Annotated in this window: 15 protein-coding genes; 7 read left to right on the top strand and 8 right to left on the bottom strand. The window is 62.7% G+C overall.

Going from position 1 to position 17908, the window contains the following annotated elements:
* Positions 1-56: 56 nt before the first annotated feature.
* The gene (locus IEV58_RS01485; protein ID WP_188407931.1) at positions 57-1565 is read left to right on the top strand and encodes an argininosuccinate lyase; all 1509 of its coding nucleotides are present in this window, start codon (positions 57-59) and stop codon (positions 1563-1565) included.
* Positions 1566-1624: 59 nt separating this feature from the next.
* Here IEV58_RS01485 and IEV58_RS01480 read toward each other — a convergent pair whose 3' ends face one another.
* The gene (locus IEV58_RS01480) at positions 1625-2581 is read right to left on the bottom strand and encodes a LysR family transcriptional regulator (RefSeq protein ID WP_188407930.1); all 957 of its coding nucleotides are present in this window, start codon (positions 2579-2581) and stop codon (positions 1625-1627) included.
* 176 nt (positions 2582-2757) lie between these two features.
* Here IEV58_RS01480 and IEV58_RS01475 point away from each other — a divergent pair, with 176 nt between their 5' ends.
* The 6 genes from IEV58_RS01475 to IEV58_RS01450 all read left to right on the top strand — a co-directional run bounded on the left by IEV58_RS01475 (position 2758) and on the right by IEV58_RS01450 (position 9495).
* Entirely contained in the window at positions 2758-3750 is a 993-nt protein-coding gene (locus tag IEV58_RS01475) for a TRAP transporter substrate-binding protein (RefSeq protein WP_188407929.1), read from the top strand.
* Between the two features lie 127 nt (positions 3751-3877).
* Positions 3878-5257: an MmgE/PrpD family protein gene (locus IEV58_RS01470; RefSeq protein WP_188407928.1), complete on the top strand. Its 1380-nt coding sequence runs from the start codon at positions 3878-3880 to the stop codon at positions 5255-5257.
* 7 nt (positions 5258-5264) lie between these two features.
* A complete protein-coding gene (locus tag IEV58_RS01465; protein WP_188407927.1) occupies positions 5265-5735 on the top strand; it encodes a TRAP transporter small permease in 471 nt (156 codons plus the stop codon).
* Between the two features lie 2 nt (positions 5736-5737).
* On the top strand, positions 5738-7021 hold the full coding sequence (locus IEV58_RS01460; protein WP_188407926.1) for a TRAP transporter large permease: 1284 nt from the start codon (positions 5738-5740) through the stop codon (positions 7019-7021).
* Between the two features lie 69 nt (positions 7022-7090).
* A complete protein-coding gene (locus tag IEV58_RS01455; RefSeq protein WP_188407925.1) occupies positions 7091-7843 on the top strand; it encodes an enoyl-CoA hydratase/isomerase family protein in 753 nt (250 codons plus the stop codon).
* Positions 7844-7902: 59 nt separating this feature from the next.
* On the top strand, positions 7903-9495 hold the full coding sequence (locus IEV58_RS01450) for an AMP-binding protein (protein ID WP_188407924.1): 1593 nt from the start codon (positions 7903-7905) through the stop codon (positions 9493-9495).
* A gap of 72 nt (positions 9496-9567) precedes the next feature.
* Here IEV58_RS01450 and proC read toward each other — a convergent pair whose 3' ends face one another.
* The 7 genes from proC to IEV58_RS01415 all read right to left on the bottom strand — a co-directional run bounded on the left by proC (position 9568) and on the right by IEV58_RS01415 (position 17821).
* Complete coding sequence (gene proC / locus IEV58_RS01445; RefSeq protein ID WP_188407923.1) at positions 9568-10383, bottom strand: pyrroline-5-carboxylate reductase; 816 nt, start codon at positions 10381-10383, stop codon at positions 9568-9570.
* A gap of 31 nt (positions 10384-10414) precedes the next feature.
* A complete protein-coding gene (locus tag IEV58_RS01440; RefSeq protein WP_188407922.1) occupies positions 10415-11251 on the bottom strand; it encodes an IclR family transcriptional regulator in 837 nt (278 codons plus the stop codon).
* Between the two features lie 104 nt (positions 11252-11355).
* A complete protein-coding gene (dapA, locus tag IEV58_RS01435) occupies positions 11356-12273 on the bottom strand; it encodes a 4-hydroxy-tetrahydrodipicolinate synthase (protein WP_188407920.1) in 918 nt (305 codons plus the stop codon).
* A 33-nt stretch (positions 12274-12306) separates the two neighbouring features.
* Positions 12307-14013 (bottom strand): ABC transporter permease subunit, encoded by a 1707-nt coding sequence (locus IEV58_RS01430; protein ID WP_229729112.1) that lies wholly within the window; start codon positions 14011-14013, stop codon positions 12307-12309.
* Between the two features lie 60 nt (positions 14014-14073).
* Complete coding sequence (locus IEV58_RS01425) at positions 14074-15171, bottom strand: ABC transporter ATP-binding protein (protein ID WP_188407915.1); 1098 nt, start codon at positions 15169-15171, stop codon at positions 14074-14076.
* An 87-nt stretch (positions 15172-15258) separates the two neighbouring features.
* Entirely contained in the window at positions 15259-16341 is a 1083-nt protein-coding gene (locus IEV58_RS01420; protein WP_188407914.1) for an ABC transporter substrate-binding protein, read from the bottom strand.
* A gap of 55 nt (positions 16342-16396) precedes the next feature.
* Positions 16397-17821 (bottom strand): FAD-binding oxidoreductase, encoded by a 1425-nt coding sequence (locus IEV58_RS01415; protein WP_188407912.1) that lies wholly within the window; start codon positions 17819-17821, stop codon positions 16397-16399.
* Positions 17822-17908 lie beyond the last annotated feature (87 nt).

Genomic DNA, 17908 nt, shown 5'->3' with positions numbered 1-17908 from the left:
CTGCCGAGAAGCGAGAAGGCGGCGCCAGCCGTCGGCCAAACATCAAGGAGGAAGCCATGGTTAAATCACAGGTGGGCGCCTGCGCCCTCTTGCTCTGCGCCTACGCCATGCCTGCCGCCGCTCAAAAAGCCGAGCGACGCGATGAATTCTTCTGGTTGGGAGAAATCAACAAGGCGACGGCGGTGATCAACGCCGATGAAGGCCTTCTGGAAAAATCCATGGTGCCCCGGATCGCGGCCGGAATCTCGAAGGTGATCGAGGCCGGCAACCAGGAAGGCGCCAAGCGCCCTTCGACCGTCATCACTTTCGAGCCACTGCTGATTGACGCCGCCGGAGTGGAGGTGACGCTGCTCCATGCGGGCCGCTCCAGCCAGGACATGCATGCCACCTACCGTGCCGCCATCCTGCGGGAAAACCTGCTCGCCCTGGCCGATCAGCTCAACATCACGTCGCGCACGCTGGTGGACCTCGCGGAGAGGCATGCGGACATCATCGTCCCCAACTACACCAATGGCGTGGCCGCCCAGCCGAACAGCTACGGCCATTATCTTCTCGGCCATGCGGCGGGACTGGAACGCGACGCCCAGCGCATCCGCGGGGCCTATGAACGCGTCGATCGCTCGCCCATGGGAACGACCGTCCTCAACGGCACCAGCTGGCCGCTCAACCGCGCCCGCATGGCCGAATATCTCGGCTTTTCCGGCGTCGTGGAAAACGCCTATGACGCCTCGCAGATCTCGTCCATGGAACATCCGGTGGAGGCGGCCGCCATCGTGACCAGCATCGCGCTGCACGCCGGCCATTTCGTTGAAGATGTCATGACTCAATATGCCCAGTCGCGGCCCTGGATCCTCCTCCAGGAAGGCGGCGGCAACACCTATGTGTCGAGCGCCATGCCGCAGAAGCGCAATCCGGGTCTTTTGAACGGAACGCGCGAAGACGCCTCAACCGCCCTGACACTGGCCATGGGCCCTGTCATTCAGGCGCACAACATCACGCCCGGCATGTCCGACCCAAAAAGCGTCAAGGCCAACAGCGCTGTGGTCAAGAGCGCGATCGAGGTTCTCGAGGGATGGGACAAGATCCTGAGCGCGCTGGTCATCAGCCCGGACCGTGCGCTGGAAGAACTCAACAGCGACTGGACCGCATCGCAGGAACTGGCCGATGTTTTGATGCGCAAGTACAAGCTGCCGTTCCGCGCCGGGCACCATTTCGCCTCCGAAGTCGTGGATCATGCGAAGGCAAACAACATCAAGCCGACGGATTTTCCCTACGGTGAGGCAAAGCGCATCTATGCCGAAGCGGCCAAGGAGATGAGCCTGAACCCCGCCGAGCTCCCGATGAGCGAGGAGGAGTTCCGAGGCACGCTTGATCCCGTGGCCATCGTCCGCAACCGCGCCACCGCCGGCGGCCCACAACCCGCCGAAATGAGCCGGATGCTCGCGGCTGCCAAGCAGGCCCTCGATGCGCAGGCCGCCTGGGTGAAGGAAAAGCGCGGTAAGATCGAAGCGTCGCTGGCAAAGCTCGATGGCGACTTCGCGAAGCTCCTGAAAGAAGCCAACTGATCAACTGGCAGCCCGGATCAGGTTCCGACTTCCAAGGCTAGAATCTGATCCGGCCTCTCTCAGCTCTTGCCGGCGTTCTGGCGCTGGTTCTGGAAACTGTCCTTCATCCAGGGCGCGATCTCCAGGATGCGCGGCAGGCACCTCTGGATCAGGGCGCGCCGCGCGGCCGAGGCGACACGCTCGGCCAAGGCCGAATTTTCCGACTTCCGGGCGATCAGCCACAACCGGCGCTTGAAGGGAGCGCCGGGCAGAGGATGGAACGAGACGTCCCTCTCCGAGGGGCGGCTCTTGAGCGCCACCAAGGGCGTCGTGATGGTCCAGCCGATCCCCTCGCTCACCATGGCCATGACCGCGTCAGATGTGTCGAATTCGTAGCGAAGCGACGGGGTCTGCGACAGCTGACTGAGGTGGTTTTCAACCTGCTTGCCGATGAACGAGGCGCGGGCATAGCGGATGAAGTCGTACCGGCCGACGAGAGCCTCGATGGTCGTCTTCGGACCCACCTCGTTGGGCGCAACCAGGAAGAACGGCTCCTCGAAGATCGGCAGAGAAAGAATCTCGGAATCGAGCATCGTCTCGTCTGATGTGATCGCCAGATCGACCCGCCGTTCCAGCAGGGCGCGCACGCTGGTGTCCTGCAAACCGGATCCCACCAGCCAGCGACCGGCGACCGTTTCGAGATCCTTGACCAAGGCCGGCCCGGCGGTGGCCGCGAAGGAATCCACCATGCCGATCCGCAACACCGGCAGCGGCTCGTTGAGGTCAAGATCCACCATCTGCTCAAGATCGCGGATCCTGTTCAACAGACCAGTGGCCTTCTCGTAAAAGACGGATCCTGCAAGAGTGAGACGAGAAGGTCGGACCGTACGGTCCAACAACTGCTTTCCTATGGATTTTTCCAGATTTGCGATCGCCTGCGAGACGGCGGATTGGGAAAGACCTAATTTTTCAGCGGCGTTAGACATGCCGTCATTATCGATCGTCGAGACGAATATTTCCAGAAACCTGATGTTCATCCAGCTTTTCAATGCAACCCCCCGATCTGCTTGGAGGCCAACCGCTTGCCAAAAAACCGAGTTGACCACCTGATAACTTTGGCATACGTTATATGCAAAATCAATAATACTTATATTAAGGGTGCAGCGAAGATGGCTAATAGCCTGACAAGCTGCAGAACCAGAGGACCAGAAACATGAGGCAGATCCCTTTGCGGCGACTGGCAGCAGCCTTCGCGCTGACCCTGATCGGCGCGGCCCCGGCCTTTGCCGGCGATCCCATCGTTCTTCGTCTGGGCAATATCACCGACCCCCAGCATACGGAGACAAAAGCGCAGGACTATTTTGCCAAGCTGGTCTCGGAAAAGACCAACGGTGAGATTCAGGTCCGCGTGTTTTCAGGCGGTCAGCTTGGCGATGCCGGCGCGCAGCTTGAGGCCATCCGCCTGGGCGCGCAGGACATGTATGCGGGAGGCACCGGAAACTTCGGCAAGTATGTGAAGGACTGGAACATTACTTCCGTTGGTTTCGTCTTCCGCGACACCGAACATTTCAAACGGGTGCTCGACAGCGACGTCTACAAGTCCATGGAGCAGAAGCTTCAGGACAGGGGCTTTCGCATGGTGCTCAGGAACGGTGTGCGCCCGGGCAAGCCCATCATCTCGACCAAGCCCATCATGAAGCCTGAGGACCTGCAGGGCGTAAAGGTGCGCATCCCGCCATGGGAAGGTTTCGTGAAGACCTTCGAAGCCATGGGGGCAAAGACCGTCAGCCTACCGTGGGGCGAGACCTATCTCGCGCTGCGCCAGGGTGTGGCCGAGGTGGCCTCCGCGACGGTGTCGGGTTTCGCGGGCCAGTCGCTGCATGAAGTCGCGCCCTATCTGACCCTGGTCGACTTCTTCAATGACAGTTTCACGATCGTCATCGGCGACCGGAAGTTCCAGCAGCTGAGCCCGGAACACCAGAAGGCTCTTCTGGAGGCCGGCCACGAGGCGGGGAAATATTATTCCAAGCTGGCGGTCGAGGATCAGGCGCAGGTCATCGAGGAAATGATCGACGAAGGCGCAGTGGTGATCCGCACGTCGCCGCGTCCCTTCATCGAGAAGATGGGGCCCGTCGTCGCGCAGATGGAAGAACAAGGAACCTGGGAAACCAAAGGGCTGTTCCAGGCCATCCAGGACGTGAAGTAACAAAGCTGTCGCCGAAGGACCGGTCATAGGCCCACCCTTCGGCGCAACTCATCGCCCATCGGACGAAACCAACGTCTTCAGCCGTTGCTGCAGCGACCGATTTCGCTGCGCCCGCAAGGAACCTGTCATGCTGCATCCAGATATGAAATCCGTCACCCGCGCCTACGGCGAGTTCGTCTCTCAGACGCGTTGGGACGCGCTTCCGAACGACGCGCGAGAGCTGTCCAAACAGGCGATCGCCGACTGCATCGGCGGCGCCATCGCCGGCTTCACCGAACCGCCGACGATCGCAGCACTTTCAGTTGCCGAGGGTGAAGAGGGCACGGTTCCCGTCTGGGGCTGCGAGCGCCGCACCAACGAGCGCACGGCGGCGCTTATCAACGGGACCATGGCGCACGCGCACGACATCGATGACACCAATGAGTCCATGCGCGGACATCCTTCCGCACCGGTGGTGCCGGCCATCTTCGCCGCCGCGCCGCGGGCGAAAGCCGACGGCAAGGCGATCATAACGGCCTATGCGGTGGGCGTCGAAATCGAAGCCAAGCTCGGCCGGGCCATGAACATGGAGCATTACGAGCGTGGCTGGCACACGACCTCCACGCTTGGGACCATGGGAGCATCGGCGGCCGTCTCCAATCTGTTGCAGCTGGATGCGGACACGAGTGCAATCGCCTTGTCCATCGCCGCTTCCATGGCATGCGGGCTCAGGGCCAATTTCGGGACCATGACGAAGCCGCTGCACTCGGGGCTGGCCGCTCAGAACGGCGTTCTTTCCGCCGTGCTCGCCGCTAAAGGCTTAAGCGCCAACCCAAAGACCATTGAAGCGAAGGAAGGTTTTTTCGATCTGTTTGCCGGCTTTGAGAACATCGCGGTTGAGAAGGCACTTGTCGGACTTGGCGAGCCGTTCGACGTCGTCAGCCCCGGCATCATCTTCAAGCTCTATCCGACGTGTTCCCTCACCCATCACGTGCTCGACGTCGTACTTGAGGGCATCCGTAGCGGAGATATCGTTCCCGCCAAAATGAGCCGGTTGAACTGCGGCATCGGTTATCGCTGCGAAAACACACTGCCCTATCACAATGCTGAAACGGGGCTGGAAGGCAAGTTCAGCATGGAATACTGCATCGCCGCGGCGTTGCAGTATGGCCAGGTCACCTTTGCCGAGTTCAGCGACGACAAAGTCAACAATCCCGAAATCCGCGCGCTCTACCCCAAGCTCAACATCTATGTTCACGATGATCTGCGCGAGCGGGATTCGGTCTTCAACGACTTCGCCGATATCGAAGTCGTCCATGAGGATGGGCGGACGTTCAAGCGTCGGCTCTACAAGCCCAAGGGCCATCCGACAAATCCGCTGTCATGGCAGGAACTCGAACAGAAGTTCGTGACCTGCGCATCGCCCGTCATCGGCGGCGCGGAGACGGCAACCATCTGGGCCAAGCTCCGAGGTCTCGACGGCCTGACGGCGGACGAGGTTCTCGAGATCTTCAAGAAATCCCAGTGAGGTCCCGATGCAGCGACTGCTTTATTCCGTCCGAAGGTTCGAGGAGATCGCCGCGCTGCTGCTCGTGGCGGCGATCACCCTCACTCTCGGCGGCCAGATCATCTTTCGGTACTTCTTCAACGATCCGCTTTCCTGGAGCGAAGAGCTTGTTCAGTTTCTGATCATCTGCCTTTCGTTCGTTGCGGCCACGGCGGTCCTGAAACGCAACGAGCATTACTCGGTCGACATGTTCGTCAACATGCTTCCGGCCGGTCCCAAGAAGATCATGACCCTCATCGCAGATGTCATCCAGATCGCGCTGCTGGTCGGGCTTGCTTACTATTCGTTCCGCCTCGCGCTGGTCTACACCGGAACATCATCGGTGGTCCTTGGAATACCTGATGAACTGAAGGCGTACGTCATGGTCTACTGCTTTATCTCCATGGCCTGCCACATCACCGCGCGGGCGCTGCGACTTTCCCCGAGCATGGAGTATTAACGATGGAAGGCCTTGTCTTTGGCGGGCTTCTGGTCCTGCTCTTCGCGCTGAATGTCCCCGTGGCCTTCACGCTTGTCGCCGCGACGGTCGGATTTATCTTCGTCGGCAGCGACTTTCCGCTCGAGATACTTCCACAGAACATGTGGAGCGGCGTCAGCAGCTCGGTCCTGTCGGCCATCCCCATGTATGTGCTTGCGGCCATCCTGATGAACAACATGGGCGTGACCGAGCGGATCTTTGCGTTCGCACATGCGCTCGTCGGCCATCTTCGCGGTGGTCTCTACTATGTGAACATTCTCGGCAGCGTCATTTTCGCCGGCATGTCGGGCTCGAACACCGCGGATGTGGCCGGTCTTGGCAAGATCGAGATCACGGCCATGAAAGCCGCCAAGTACAACCCCGCCTATGCTGCGGCGATCACGGCGGCGTCCTCGATCATCGGACCGATCATCCCACCCAGCATCATCCTGGTCGTTTACGCCCAGCTCGCCAATGTCTCCACCGGACGGCTGTTTCTGGCGGGCATCCTGCCGGGTCTCGTGATGGCGCTGATGCTGTCGCTCATCGTTCTGGTCCTCGTCCGGGTCAAGGGTATCGCCGGCGAGACCCAGCCGCTGCCCTCGCTGCGGGAGTTCCTGACACGTCTCAGGGATGGCTTCTTTGCTCTGCTGTCGCCCGCCATCATCGTCGGTGGCATGACGCTTGGCATCGTTACCCCATCGGAAGCGGGCGTGCTGGCGGTTGCCTATTCAATGCTGCTGGGCATCGTCTATCGCAGCTTTTCGCTGCGCATATTGATCGTCTCGATTCAGGAAGCCGCGCTTTTTTCCGGCGCCATCCTGCTGGTCATCGCAGCCTCCGGACCATTCGGCTGGGCCGTCAACATCATGGAGGTTCCGGAAACCATCGCCACCGCCATCCAGGCGATCACGACCGAACAGTGGGTGGCGCTCCTCCTCATCAACATCGGTCTCCTGCTTCTCGGTTGTCTCGAGGCGGGTTCCGCGGCGCTGATCGTGGTTGCACCGGTGCTGATCTACCTCGGCAAGATCTATGGCATCGATCCGGTGCACCTCGGGATCATCGCGGCCATCAATCTCACCCTGGGCTCGATGACACCGCCGGTAGCCCTGTCGCTCTTCATCGCGGCACAGATCGCGGGAGTTCCCATGCGGTCTGCCCTGGCAGCCTCGGCGCCCTTCTTCATCGCCCTGGTGATCGCGCTGCTCTTGGTCACCTACGTTCCACTCTTCTCATTGGCTCTTCCGACCTGGCTCATGGGCTGAGCGCCAACCGGGCCGCCGCGGCGATAGCCGTCTTCGGCGGCCCCGCAACCAAACAAGAGGATGATGCTGATGCTGCAGCGGGAGATGCACGGAGAGGTGCTGGTTCTGCGCCTCAATCGCCCGGAAAAACTGAACGCGTGGAACCTGGACCTTAGGAACGCGGTCAAGGATGCCCTCATCCAGGCAGACGGCGACTCCGCCGTCAAAGCTGTCATCGTAACCGGAACGGGCAGCCGCGCCTTTTGCGCGGGCGCGGATCTCTCCGACAAGGCCATCGGCGTGGCATCGGAGGCCGGCCAGCGGATGGTGGCCTTCAGGGCACTTTACGACAGCATCCAGTCATTCCGAAAACCGCTGATCGCGGCCTTGAACGGCCTGGCTATGGGGTCTGCGTTTCAAGCCATTCTCCTCATGGACTACCGGATCGGGCATGCCGGCGTCACGGTGGGCATGCCCGAGATCAATTCGGGCATGCCCTGCATCACCGGCTCGGCAATTCTGAATTGGTCGATCGGCGCCCCCCGCGCGCTGAACATCGCCTCGACCGGCCGTTTCCTCGGCTCCGATGAAGCGCTGCATCTGGGCCTCATCAACGAGATTGTCGACGAGGATCAGGTGCTGCCCCGCGCGCTCGAACTCGCGGCCGAGCTGATGAAAAAGTCGCCGCAGGCCTATGCCGAAACCAAGCTCTGGTTCCGCGACATGACGCGGCCGGCTCTCGATGCCGCATTCGCCCGGGCCGCCGAGGTGCGCGCCAAGTCGGAGATGGCGCAATCGATCGAGGCCGGTGTCGGTGCCTTTCTGACGCGCGGGTCCGGCTGAAGTTTCAAGGCATAGCCGCAGCGCGGCGAAATCGTCATATGAACATCTGGAGCAGGAAAATGCATGACGAACCATCATCGTTCGTGATCAAGGAGAGCTGGCCCGTTCCCGGAGAAGGAACATTCACCTCCATCCTCAAAAAGCGAGCCGAAACCGATCCGGAGCATCCCTTTCTCGTCTGGGACGGCGGACGGCTCACCATCGGTGAGCTTCACGAGGCTTCCAACCGCATGGCAAACGCGCTGCTGGCGCTGGGCCTGCGCAAAGGCGATGTGGTGGGCCTCATGCTCGACCAGCACGCCGAACATGTCATCACGCTCTATGCACTCGCTAAAATCGGCCTGGTGCGAACCTCGATCAATGTTCACTCCAAGGGCGATTACCTTTCGCTGCTGATCGGCGATGCGCAGCCCCGCGCCATCATCGCCGAAACGGCATACCGTGAGCTCCTCGAGACGGCGATGGATAAGACGCCGGTGGAGTTCGCCATCTGGAACGAAACCGAACAGGGCAGCGGCACACACCGGCTTCAGGACCTCCTTCGGAACGGCGACCCTGCGCTCCCTTCCGAACTGGCGGACCCCGACGACGTGCTGGTGATCAACTACACCTCGGGCACGACGGGAGCGCCGAAGAAGTTCACGCGGTCCGATCGCGTGCTGCAGATCGGCTGCATCGGCTGTCTTCTGATCGGCGAAATGGAGCCCAATGACGTGCTGCTGTTCTGGGAGCCGCTCTACCACGGCGCCGGCAGCCAGACGGTGCTCGCCGCCTGCATGGAGAAAGTCACGCTGGCCATGGTGCCGCGCTTCAGCGCCTCCCAATTCTGGGATCAGGCGCGCCGCACCGGAACCACCAAGACCCATTACATCGGCGGCATCCTGCCGATCCTCCTCAAGCAACCGGCGCGGCCCGACGACAAGGTCCATAAGGTGTCGGTCGCCTGGGGGGCAGGCTGTCCGGCGGATGTCCTTGCCGAGTTCGAGGAGCGCTTTGGCTGCCGGGTCAACGAAGGCTACGGCCTCAGCGAGGTCGCCAACTACGTCTGCATCAATATCGGCGGGCCGAAGGGATCGGTCGGGCGTCCGCTGCCGTGGTTCATGGTCCGAACCATCGACGGCGAAGGCAATGACGTTCCGCCAGGTCAGGCCGGCGAGATCATCGCGAAGGGGAAGAGGCCCGAATTCACCTCCAGATCACTGAACAAGCAGAAAACCACCACGGCGGACGGCTGGATCAAGACCGGCGACCTCGGCCGCTTCGATGAAAACGGCTACCTCTTCTTCGAAGGCCGCAAGAGCGACAGCCTGCGCCGTCGGGGCGAGAACGTGTCGGCCTGGGAGGTGGAGCGGATCGTCGTGCAGCACCCTGCCGTGGAGGAATGCGCCTTGATCGGCGTGCCCAGCGGCCTTGGCGCCGGGGACGATGATCTCAAGATCTTCCTCAAGCTGGTGCCCTCGGCATCGCTGGAGGAACTCGAGCTCATCAAGTGGTGCGAAGACAAGATGCCCTACTTCCAAATCCCGCGTTACATCGGCTTCATCGATGAATTCCCGAAGACGCCGACGCAGCGGGTCAAGAAGGCCGAGCTGTCCAGATCGACCAGCGATTGCTGGGATCTGGAACAGTCAGGCTATGCCCTTCGCCGATAATGTCTTTCCCGGAGGGGCGGGGCGGGCCGTCCCTCCCGGGTCTGGTGCAAACCTTGATTCCGCCTCGCAGGACTAGGATGGCTTGCCAAGGGCAACAGAACGATCTTTCGCGGCCGTGACAGCTTCTTTCAGAAGATCCATCAGACCGTCATCGGCGCGCATCAGAACGTCCAGGGCGGCGGCTGTCGTGCCGTTGGGGCTCGTCACCTGACGGCGCAGTTCCGCTGGCGGGTCGTTGCTTTCGGAGGCGAGGCGCGCCGCGCCGAGAGCAGTCTGACGCGCCAGCATGAGCGACAGATCCGCCGGCAATCCGGCCTTCTCACCGGCCGCCGCCAGGCATTCGATGAAATGGAAGACATAGGCGGGGCCTGAACCGGAGACCGCGGTGACGGCGTCCATCATGGCCTCATCGTCAACGAAAGCGACCTTGCCGTTGCCCTCCAGAAGCCGCTGAACGAGTTGCCGCTGGTCCCTCGTCACATCCGCATTGGGGCAGCACACCATCATTCCTTCTCCGATGGCAGCCGGCGTATTGGGCATGCAGCGGATGACGGCGGCACCTGCTCCGAGCCGCTCGGCGATGGCAGAGGCGGCGATGCCGGCCGCAACAGACACCACGACACTGCCGGAGTGCATGGCGGCGGCATAATGGCCGATCACCTCCAGCACCAGGGCCGGTTTGGTGGCTAGCATCACGACGTCCGCCTGCCATCCGGCCGGGAGATCCGCCTGATCCGCGATGGTGCGGGCGCCCGCCTGCCCGGCGCGCGTGCGCAGTGCCTCCGCCGGTTCGACGACCAGCACATCAGGCTTTTCATCATGCGCCATCCAGCGCTGCAACATGGCGAAACCCATGTTGCCGCAACCGACGAGAATGATCTTTGTCATTGTGCAGCCCTTTCGGTTGGGTGCCCGGCCGCTAGCGGTTGTAGGAGCCGAACTTGGACATGGAGATGGAGGTCGCCGCGACCTGGACGTGCTGGCTGAGTTCCGCCTCGGCCCGCTCAGTCGTCCAGCGGGTCGTCGGAACCGAGATGTTGAGACCGGCCACCGCGCGGCCATGCTCGTCGGTGATCGCGGCCGCCACCGAGATATCGCCCATCACCGTTTCATTGGTGATGATGGCATAGCCGCGCTCCGCCGCCTCGCGGATGCGGGCCCGAAGCTTGCCTTCATCCACCACCGTATAGGGCGTCAGGGGCTGCTTGACGGTCCGCTCAAGGATGGCCTCCTGCTCATCAGGCGTCAGCCGCGAGAGGATGGCGGTGCCGGAGGCGGTGAAGATGGCCGGCAGTCGGCTTCCGACCATGATGTCGACGTTGACCAGATGGCGGCCGGGGAACCTGGCCACGAAGACGATCTCATGGCCGTCGAGCTCATGCAGGTTGGTGGTCTCGCCGATGTCACGGCTGATGTCGAGGAGATAGGGCGCGGCCTTGTCGATCAGCTCGTTGGCACGCAGGTAATTGTAGGAAAACTGTAGCAGGCGAGAGGTCAACACATAGTCCCGCGAATTATGCGCACGGCGCAGATAGCCAAGCGCTTCCAGAGTGTAGACGAGCCGTTGCGTCGCGCTGCGATCAAGCCCGGCAGCCTTTGCGATTTCCGACAGGGGCATCTGGCGGCGTGGCCCGTCGAAGGCGTGGAGAATCTGAAAGACCTTTTCCGCTGAGCCCACGAACAGGGACGAGCGGCGCGGGTCGTTTTGCTCCGTATCGTCGGTCGCGCGGACTGAGGCATCGGTCGGTCGTGGCATCGCGGATCTTCCGGCTGGAGCTTTGGTCGCGCCGCCGGGAGGCGGCGCGACGCGGGATGCCCGGGATTTATCATCACATGGCCGCAAAGGGCCATGTGTCAGGTTCAAGATGCAAGCTTTTCCGCTCTTTCTCCACGCTCCAGCAAACGCGCATATTCCGCTTTCAGAGCATCCCGCAGCTCAGTCTTGGGCTGCATCAGCGGCGCGAGCATGTGAGGGGCGTTGATGCCGATGAGGTCCATGACCGATTTCATGGGACCCGGGTTGGTTTCCGAGAACGCCAGGTTCATCAGCGGAATGAGTTCGCGATGCTTCGCGACCGCTTCTTCGGTGCGGCCGGCGGCGGCGAGATCGAACACCTTGCGCCATGTGCGGGGCAGAAGGTTTGCCGTCACCACGATGCCGCCCTTGGCGCCGGCCGCGACCTGGAGGGGAAACAACGTATCCTCGCCGCTCAGGACGGAGAAGGAGGCATCCACACCGGCAACGACACGCAGGAAATGATACATGTCGGTGTTGCAGGCCTTCATGCCGATGATGCGCTCATGGCGGGAGAGCTCGTGCAGCACCTCCGGGTCGATGGCGATCCGCGTGCGATAGGGGATCTCATAGATGAGGATCGGCAGCGGCGACTGATCAGCATAACGCAGGAAGTAATCGCGGATGCCCGCCTGGGTAGGGTTGGTGTAATAGGGCGTGATCACCAGCAGCGCGTCGGCGCCCGCGGCAGCGAAATCACGCCCCGCAGCCAAGGCATCATGATAGCCGGGATCGAGCACGCCCGGAATCACGGGGCGTTTGCCGTCCGCCGCCTTTACCGCCAGCTCCAGGAGGCGGATGCGCTCCTCGCGTGCCAGCGCGCCATATTCGCCGGTACCTCCGAGCGGCACGAGACCGTCCACGCCTTGGCCGATGAGCCAGTCGAACAAGGCCTTGGAGGCCGTCACATCAATGGTGTCGTCGGCCATCACAGGGGTGGGTGTCGCCGGCAGAATGCCGCGGAGGCGGGTGGAATCGAGCATGTCTGATTGCCTTCTTGATGTGTGATGTCGGGTTTATCGGGCCAGGCTGCGACGCCGCATGCGGTCGGCAAGGAAGATCAGCGCCGAGATGAAGAGAAGCAGGCAGGTGGAAACGGCGGCGATGACCGGCGAGACCTGCAGCGTCACCTCGTCCCAGAATTGCTTCGGCAGCGTTGCGCTGAGACCTCCTGAGGAGAACAGCGCGATGGTCAGCTCGTCGAAGGAGGTGGCGAAGGCGAAGAGGAAGGACGACAGCATGCCCGCCCCGAGGATCGGGAAGGTGACATGCCGCAATGCCTGCCACGGCCGCGCGCCGAGGCTCTGCGCCGCGAGATCGAGGCGCGTGTCGTAGTTCCGGAGCACCGCCATCATGGTCATGACGACATAGGGCACCGACACGACGGTGTGGCCGATGATGAGACCGATGGAGGTGCCGACGAGGCCGAGCTGCGCGAAGACATAGAACAGGCCAACGGCGATGATGATGCGGGGCACCACCACCGGCGAGAGGATGAAGGCCAGCATGGCAGCCTTGCCGCGCATATGGCTGCGGACCATCAGGAAGGCGGTCGGCACGCCGATCAGCATGGACAGGACGCCGGTGCCCAGCGCCACCACGAGGGAGCGCCACAGCGCCTGCATCCACAGGGGCGAGTCCAGCATTTGCTGATACCACTGCAGCGTAAAGCTTGTCGGGGGCCAGGACAGCGTGTTGCCGAAGGACAGCGGGATCATCAGGAAGGCGGGCAGACTGATGAGAACCAGAATGGTCCAGACCACCACGCGCAATGTCAACGGCAGGCCCTCATCTGCCCCACCCTTCCGCCGACGGCGGGGCGCGAGCGCCATGAGCATGTCGCTTACGTGGCCGATGCGGGCCAGAACCCAGCCTCCCGCCCGGCGGGCGGCGCTGTCGCGGTTCTTCGCGGCGGCGGCGCTTTCACCGGTGAGCGTTTCGAAGCCGAAGATCCGGTCGTAAGCGAGGAAGACGATCAGCACCACGACCAGGAGCAGCACCGAAATGCTGCCGGCGAGGCTCCAGTTCAGCGTCTGCTGCACCTGGTCGATGATGAGCTGGGTGATCATGGTCTCGCGGCGGCCGCCGAGCAGTGCAGGCACAATGAAGAAGCCGATCGCCGTCACGAAGACCATGATGCCGGCCGCCGCCACACCGGGAAGCGACAGGGGGAAGTAGACGGTCCAGAAGGCGGTGCCGGGACGGGCTCCGAGCGTGGTGGCGGCCCGGGGCAGCGTGCGGTCGATGTTCTCCATGACAGCCAGCATGGTCATGACCGCGAGCGGCAGCATGGCGTGCACCATGCCGGTCAGCACGGCGCCGAAGCTGTAGATGAGATCCGCCGGCCGATCCATCAGGCCGAGGGACACCAGCGTCTGGTTGATGACGCCGTTGCGGCCGAGGATGATGACCCAGGCGAACGCACGCACCAGGAAGCTGGTCCAGAACGACAGAAGCACCCAGAAGATCAGGCGGCCTTTGGTGTCCTTGGGCGCCGCCGAAATGGCATAGGCGATGGGATAGGCACCGATGACCGAGACGACCGTGGTCGCCAGCGAGATCTTGAGCGTGATCCACAGCACGTTGAGATAAAGCGTGGAGGCAAAGAGCTGGCGATAGGGCTCCAGCGTGAAGCCGGCATCGTTCCAGACGCTGAGCGCCAGGAGCTGGCCCACCGGATAGACGAGGAAGGCCAGCAGCAGCAGCACCAGAGGTGCTGCCATGAGGATCTGCTTAGGCAGGGCGCTCGGTGCGCGCCGCTTCGTTGCGATTGCGGCCATGGCTCAGGCCTCGGCACTGTCGGCGAGCGCGACTGCGTCAGCGCCGGCCCAGGAAAAGGTTGCTGTGTCGCCAATGGTGAAGGCCTGGCCATCCTTGCGGGTAGCGAAGGCGGCGACGAGCTGCGGCAAGCTGCGATCCTTCGGCTCCAGATAGATCTTCGTCAGGCTGCCGGTGACCATGATGTCGCTGACGCTCGCCTCGACACCGCTGCCACTGGCGCCAGGAGTGAGGATGGCGTTCTGCGGGCGAACCATGAGGCTGATCGGCGCCTCGATCTTCGCGGTCTGACCATTGGCCAGAGCTTTGGCAGCAATCGCGGAGCTGCCCAAGGAAACCTGCAGCTCTTCGCCGTTCGCGCCTATGGTCTTGGCCGGCAGGATGTTGGATTCGCCGAGGAAGTCGGCGGTGAACAGCGTGCGCGGCCGGAAATAGAGATCGGCCGGCGAGCCGAGCTGCTCAATGCGGCCGGCGTTCATCAGGCAGATGCGATCGGACATGGTCATCGCTTCCTCCTGGTCATGCGTCACATAGACGATGGTGGTGCGCATCTCGCGGTGGAGCTGCTTGATCTCAAGCTGCATCTGCTCGCGCAGCTTCTTGTCGAGCGCGCCGAGCGGCTCGTCCATCAGGATGATCGATGGGCGATAGACCATGCAGCGGGCCAACGCGATGCGCTGCTGCTGACCACCGGACAGCTCGCGCGGAAAACGTTCCGCCACATGCGGCAGGCGCACCATTTCCAGCGCTTCCACGGCGCGTTTGCGTGCATCGGCCGCCGCCACTTTGCGCATCTTCAGCGGGAAGGCGATGTTCTCGGCGATGGTCATATGCGGGAACAGCGCGTAGTTCTGGAACACGACGCCTAAGTCGCGCTCATAGGGCGCGCTGAAGGTGATGTCGTTCTCGCCGATCTTCAGCGTGCCCTCGTCAGGCTGGGTCAGACCCGCGATCAGGCTCAGAAGCGTTGTCTTTCCCGAACCGGACGGGCCCAGCAGCGTGAGAAACTCACCTTCGTTGACGACCAGATCGGTCGGCGCCAGGGCCACGAACTTGCCGTAGCGCTTTGAAAGACCCTGGATCGTGAGGTTGGAAGACGGCATGGGGACCCCATTCGGTAGCAGGCGGATTCAACGGGATTTGGACAGGTGCGCCCGGGCGGCGGGGTGCTGCGGCCCGGGCGCGAACGCTCAGGTCAGGAGCCAGGAGTTGTAGCGCTCGAGCACGGCTTCCTGATTATCGAGCCAGTACTGCGCGTCGATCGCCAGACCCTTCTTGATGTTCTCAGGGAAGGTCGGGCAGTCCTTTGCCTTGTCGGCGGGAATGATGTCGAAGGCCGCCGGCTGGGTGACACCGGCCGGGAAGTATTCGATAAGCGCCGCCTGACGCTTGGCGTCGGACGCGAACTTGATGAACTCGCGGCAGGCGTCGGCATTGGGCGTGCCGGCCAGAATTGACCAGCTGTCCAGACCCCAGATGTTCTGGTTCCAGACGACTTCCACCGGAGCGCCACCGGCCTGGGCGGCCTGGGCGCGGGAGATCCAGGTGGGGATCATGTCGACCTCGCCGGAGGTCAGCATCTGCTCCACCTGCGCGCCGCTGGTCCAGAAGACGTCGACGTCCTGCTTGATGGTGTCCAGCGAGGCGAAGGCCTTGTCGAGATCGCAGGGGTAGACATCGCCCGGTGCCACGCCGGCGCCCATCAGCGCCTGCTCGATGGTGTCGAAGGGATGCTTGCGCAGCGCGCGGCGGCCTTCGAACTTATCGAGATTGAAGAAGTCAGCCCAGGACTGCGGCGCATCCTTGCCCTCGAAGGCGTCGGTGCGATAGGCCAGCACGGTGGTGTAGACATTGTTGCCGACGCCGTAGGGCGACATGTATTCGGCGGGCATGGTGGCGACGACCGGATCGGATTCCAGCCCGTGTTTTTCCAGGTAGATCTTGTCGCCGCTGGTGAGCATCAGGATCGCCGGGCGGCTGATCTTGGCCATGTCCCAGGTATAGGTGCCGGTTTCCACCATGGAGCGGATCTGGGCGGTCGGCTCGGCATTGGCCTGCACGCCCACCACCTCGATGCCGGTGGCCTCGGTGAAGGGGCGATAGAAGATGGCGCCGAACGCCTTGGTGTAGATGCCGCCGTCATCGCGGACGACGATGCGCTTGCCCTGCGCGCGCGACGGGCTCCAGACGGCGGGCATGGCCACCGCGGCAGCGGCGGCACCGCCGAGCTGCAGGATGTTGCGGCGGGACCAACTGGTTTTGTTCTTGGTCATGGCTTGTTCCTCTTTGTCTTTGGGAAGCGATGAAAAAATCCCACCGACTTCGGCGTCAGGCCGGCGGCGGCAGCAGGCGTCCGGGGTTCATCAGCCCCGCCGGATCGAGCGCATTTTTGACCGCCCACATCAGGCGCAGCTCCGATGCGGGCTTGTAACGGGCCATTTCGGCGAGCGAGACGCGGCCCACACCATGTTCGGCACTGAAGGTTCCGCCCAGGCGGATGGCGATATCATTGACCGCCTGGCGCACCTGCGCGCCGCGCCCCTCCCCGGCATCGGGGCCGGTCCAGCCTTCGAAGGGGAAGAAGGGGATAAAATGCACGTTGCCGTCGCCGAGATGGGCGACGATGATGATGGGAAGCTCGGGCACGATGGCATGCACGGCATCCGATGCTTCGGCGATGAAGGCGGCGATGGCCGAAATGGGCACCGCGCAGTCGGTGGTAAGCCCCATGCCGCCCTTCTTGTTGGCCTCCGACACACTGTGCCTGATCTCCCAGAGGGTAGCGCGCTGCGCATCGCTGGCGGCAATGACGGCATCAAGAACGAGACCATCCTCGAAGGCGGGTGCCAGCAGGTCCTCCATGACGGCGTTGAGATCGTCCGGGCCGCCGGCGTCGCTCAGCTCGATCAGGAGGTGCCAGTCATGCTGGCCTTCCAGCGGAGAGCGACGGTCCGGCACCTTGGTCATGACGAGATCGTGCTGAAGCCGGTTCATGAGTTCAAAGCCGGAGAGGCGGCCGGCGCCGCCCTCCTGAAAGCGCCCCAGAAGCTCCAGCGCGGCGTTCACACCGGCGACGGCAAGCCAGGCGACGGACGAGCGCGACGGCAGGGGATGAAGTTTCAGGCAAGCGGCGGTGATCACGCCCAGCGTGCCTTCAGAGCCGATCAGCAGATGCTTCAGATCGTAGCCGGTGTTGTCCTTGCGCAGGCCCTTGAGGCTCGACCAAATGGTGCCGTCAGGCAGCACGGCTTCTAGGCCAAGAACATTGTCCCGGGTGTTGCCGTAGCGCAGGACGGAAGTGCCGCCGGCATTGGTGGCGATGGTGCCGCCGATCTGGCAGGAGCCTTCCGCGCCGAGGCTGACGGGGTAGTAACGACCGGCGTCGCGCGCGGCCTGCTGCACGGTGGCGAGAATCGCGCCGGCTTCGACCACCATGGCGTTGGTGACAGGATCAACGCTGCGGATGCGGCGCATGCGGTCCAGATTGATGATAACAGGCGCCGGGCCGTCCTCGGCTGGAATGGCGCCGCCGCAGAGGCTGGTTTTGCCGCCCTGCGGCAGGATGGGAACGCCGTGGCACGCACAAGCTGCAACCACTGCGGCGACTTCTTCCGTCGACCCCGGGCGTACGACGCAGGCGGCCGGTCCGTGGTAGCGGCCACGCCAGTCTTCGGTGAAGCCTTCGAGCTCGCGCGGCTCGGTAATGATGGCGTCCGGGCGAACAAGATCGCGAAGATCGTTTAAGAGCGACATGAAGCCTTGATAAAGCTGTTAATCGTATAACGATTACATCGATCAGAATACGATATCGATGATCGAAAGTGCGCGCAACAGGCATGT

Origin of the sequence: Agaricicola taiwanensis (genome assembly GCF_014635245.1) — a bacterium.
Lineage (GTDB): Bacteria > Pseudomonadota > Alphaproteobacteria > Rhizobiales > Methylopilaceae > Agaricicola > Agaricicola taiwanensis.
Note: the sequence above shows the minus strand (reverse complement) of the source record. Positions and strands in the feature narration are given on the sequence as shown.

Coding starts and splice junctions, on each gene's coding strand:
- IEV58_RS01450 (WP_188407924.1), top strand. CDS start 7,903: ATGCATGACGAACCATCATCGTTCGTGATCAAGGAGAGCTGGCCCGTT.
- IEV58_RS01420 (WP_188407914.1), bottom strand. CDS start 16,341: ATGACCAAGAACAAAACCAGTTGGTCCCGCCGCAACATCCTGCAGCTC.
- IEV58_RS01470 (WP_188407928.1), top strand. CDS start 3,878: ATGCTGCATCCAGATATGAAATCCGTCACCCGCGCCTACGGCGAGTTC.
- IEV58_RS01475 (WP_188407929.1), top strand. CDS start 2,758: ATGAGGCAGATCCCTTTGCGGCGACTGGCAGCAGCCTTCGCGCTGACC.
- IEV58_RS01440 (WP_188407922.1), bottom strand. CDS start 11,251: ATGCCACGACCGACCGATGCCTCAGTCCGCGCGACCGACGATACGGAG.
- IEV58_RS01480 (WP_188407930.1), bottom strand. CDS start 2,581: ATGAACATCAGGTTTCTGGAAATATTCGTCTCGACGATCGATAATGAC.
- dapA (WP_188407920.1), bottom strand. CDS start 12,273: ATGCTCGATTCCACCCGCCTCCGCGGCATTCTGCCGGCGACACCCACC.
- IEV58_RS01425 (WP_188407915.1), bottom strand. CDS start 15,171: ATGCCGTCTTCCAACCTCACGATCCAGGGTCTTTCAAAGCGCTACGGC.
- proC (WP_188407923.1), bottom strand. CDS start 10,383: ATGACAAAGATCATTCTCGTCGGTTGCGGCAACATGGGTTTCGCCATG.
- IEV58_RS01415 (WP_188407912.1), bottom strand. CDS start 17,821: ATGTCGCTCTTAAACGATCTTCGCGATCTTGTTCGCCCGGACGCCATC.
- IEV58_RS01460 (WP_188407926.1), top strand. CDS start 5,738: ATGGAAGGCCTTGTCTTTGGCGGGCTTCTGGTCCTGCTCTTCGCGCTG.
- IEV58_RS01430 (WP_229729112.1), bottom strand. CDS start 14,013: ATGGCAGCACCTCTGGTGCTGCTGCTGCTGGCCTTCCTCGTCTATCCG.
- IEV58_RS01455 (WP_188407925.1), top strand. CDS start 7,091: ATGCTGCAGCGGGAGATGCACGGAGAGGTGCTGGTTCTGCGCCTCAAT.
- IEV58_RS01465 (WP_188407927.1), top strand. CDS start 5,265: ATGCAGCGACTGCTTTATTCCGTCCGAAGGTTCGAGGAGATCGCCGCG.
- IEV58_RS01485 (WP_188407931.1), top strand. CDS start 57: ATGGTTAAATCACAGGTGGGCGCCTGCGCCCTCTTGCTCTGCGCCTAC.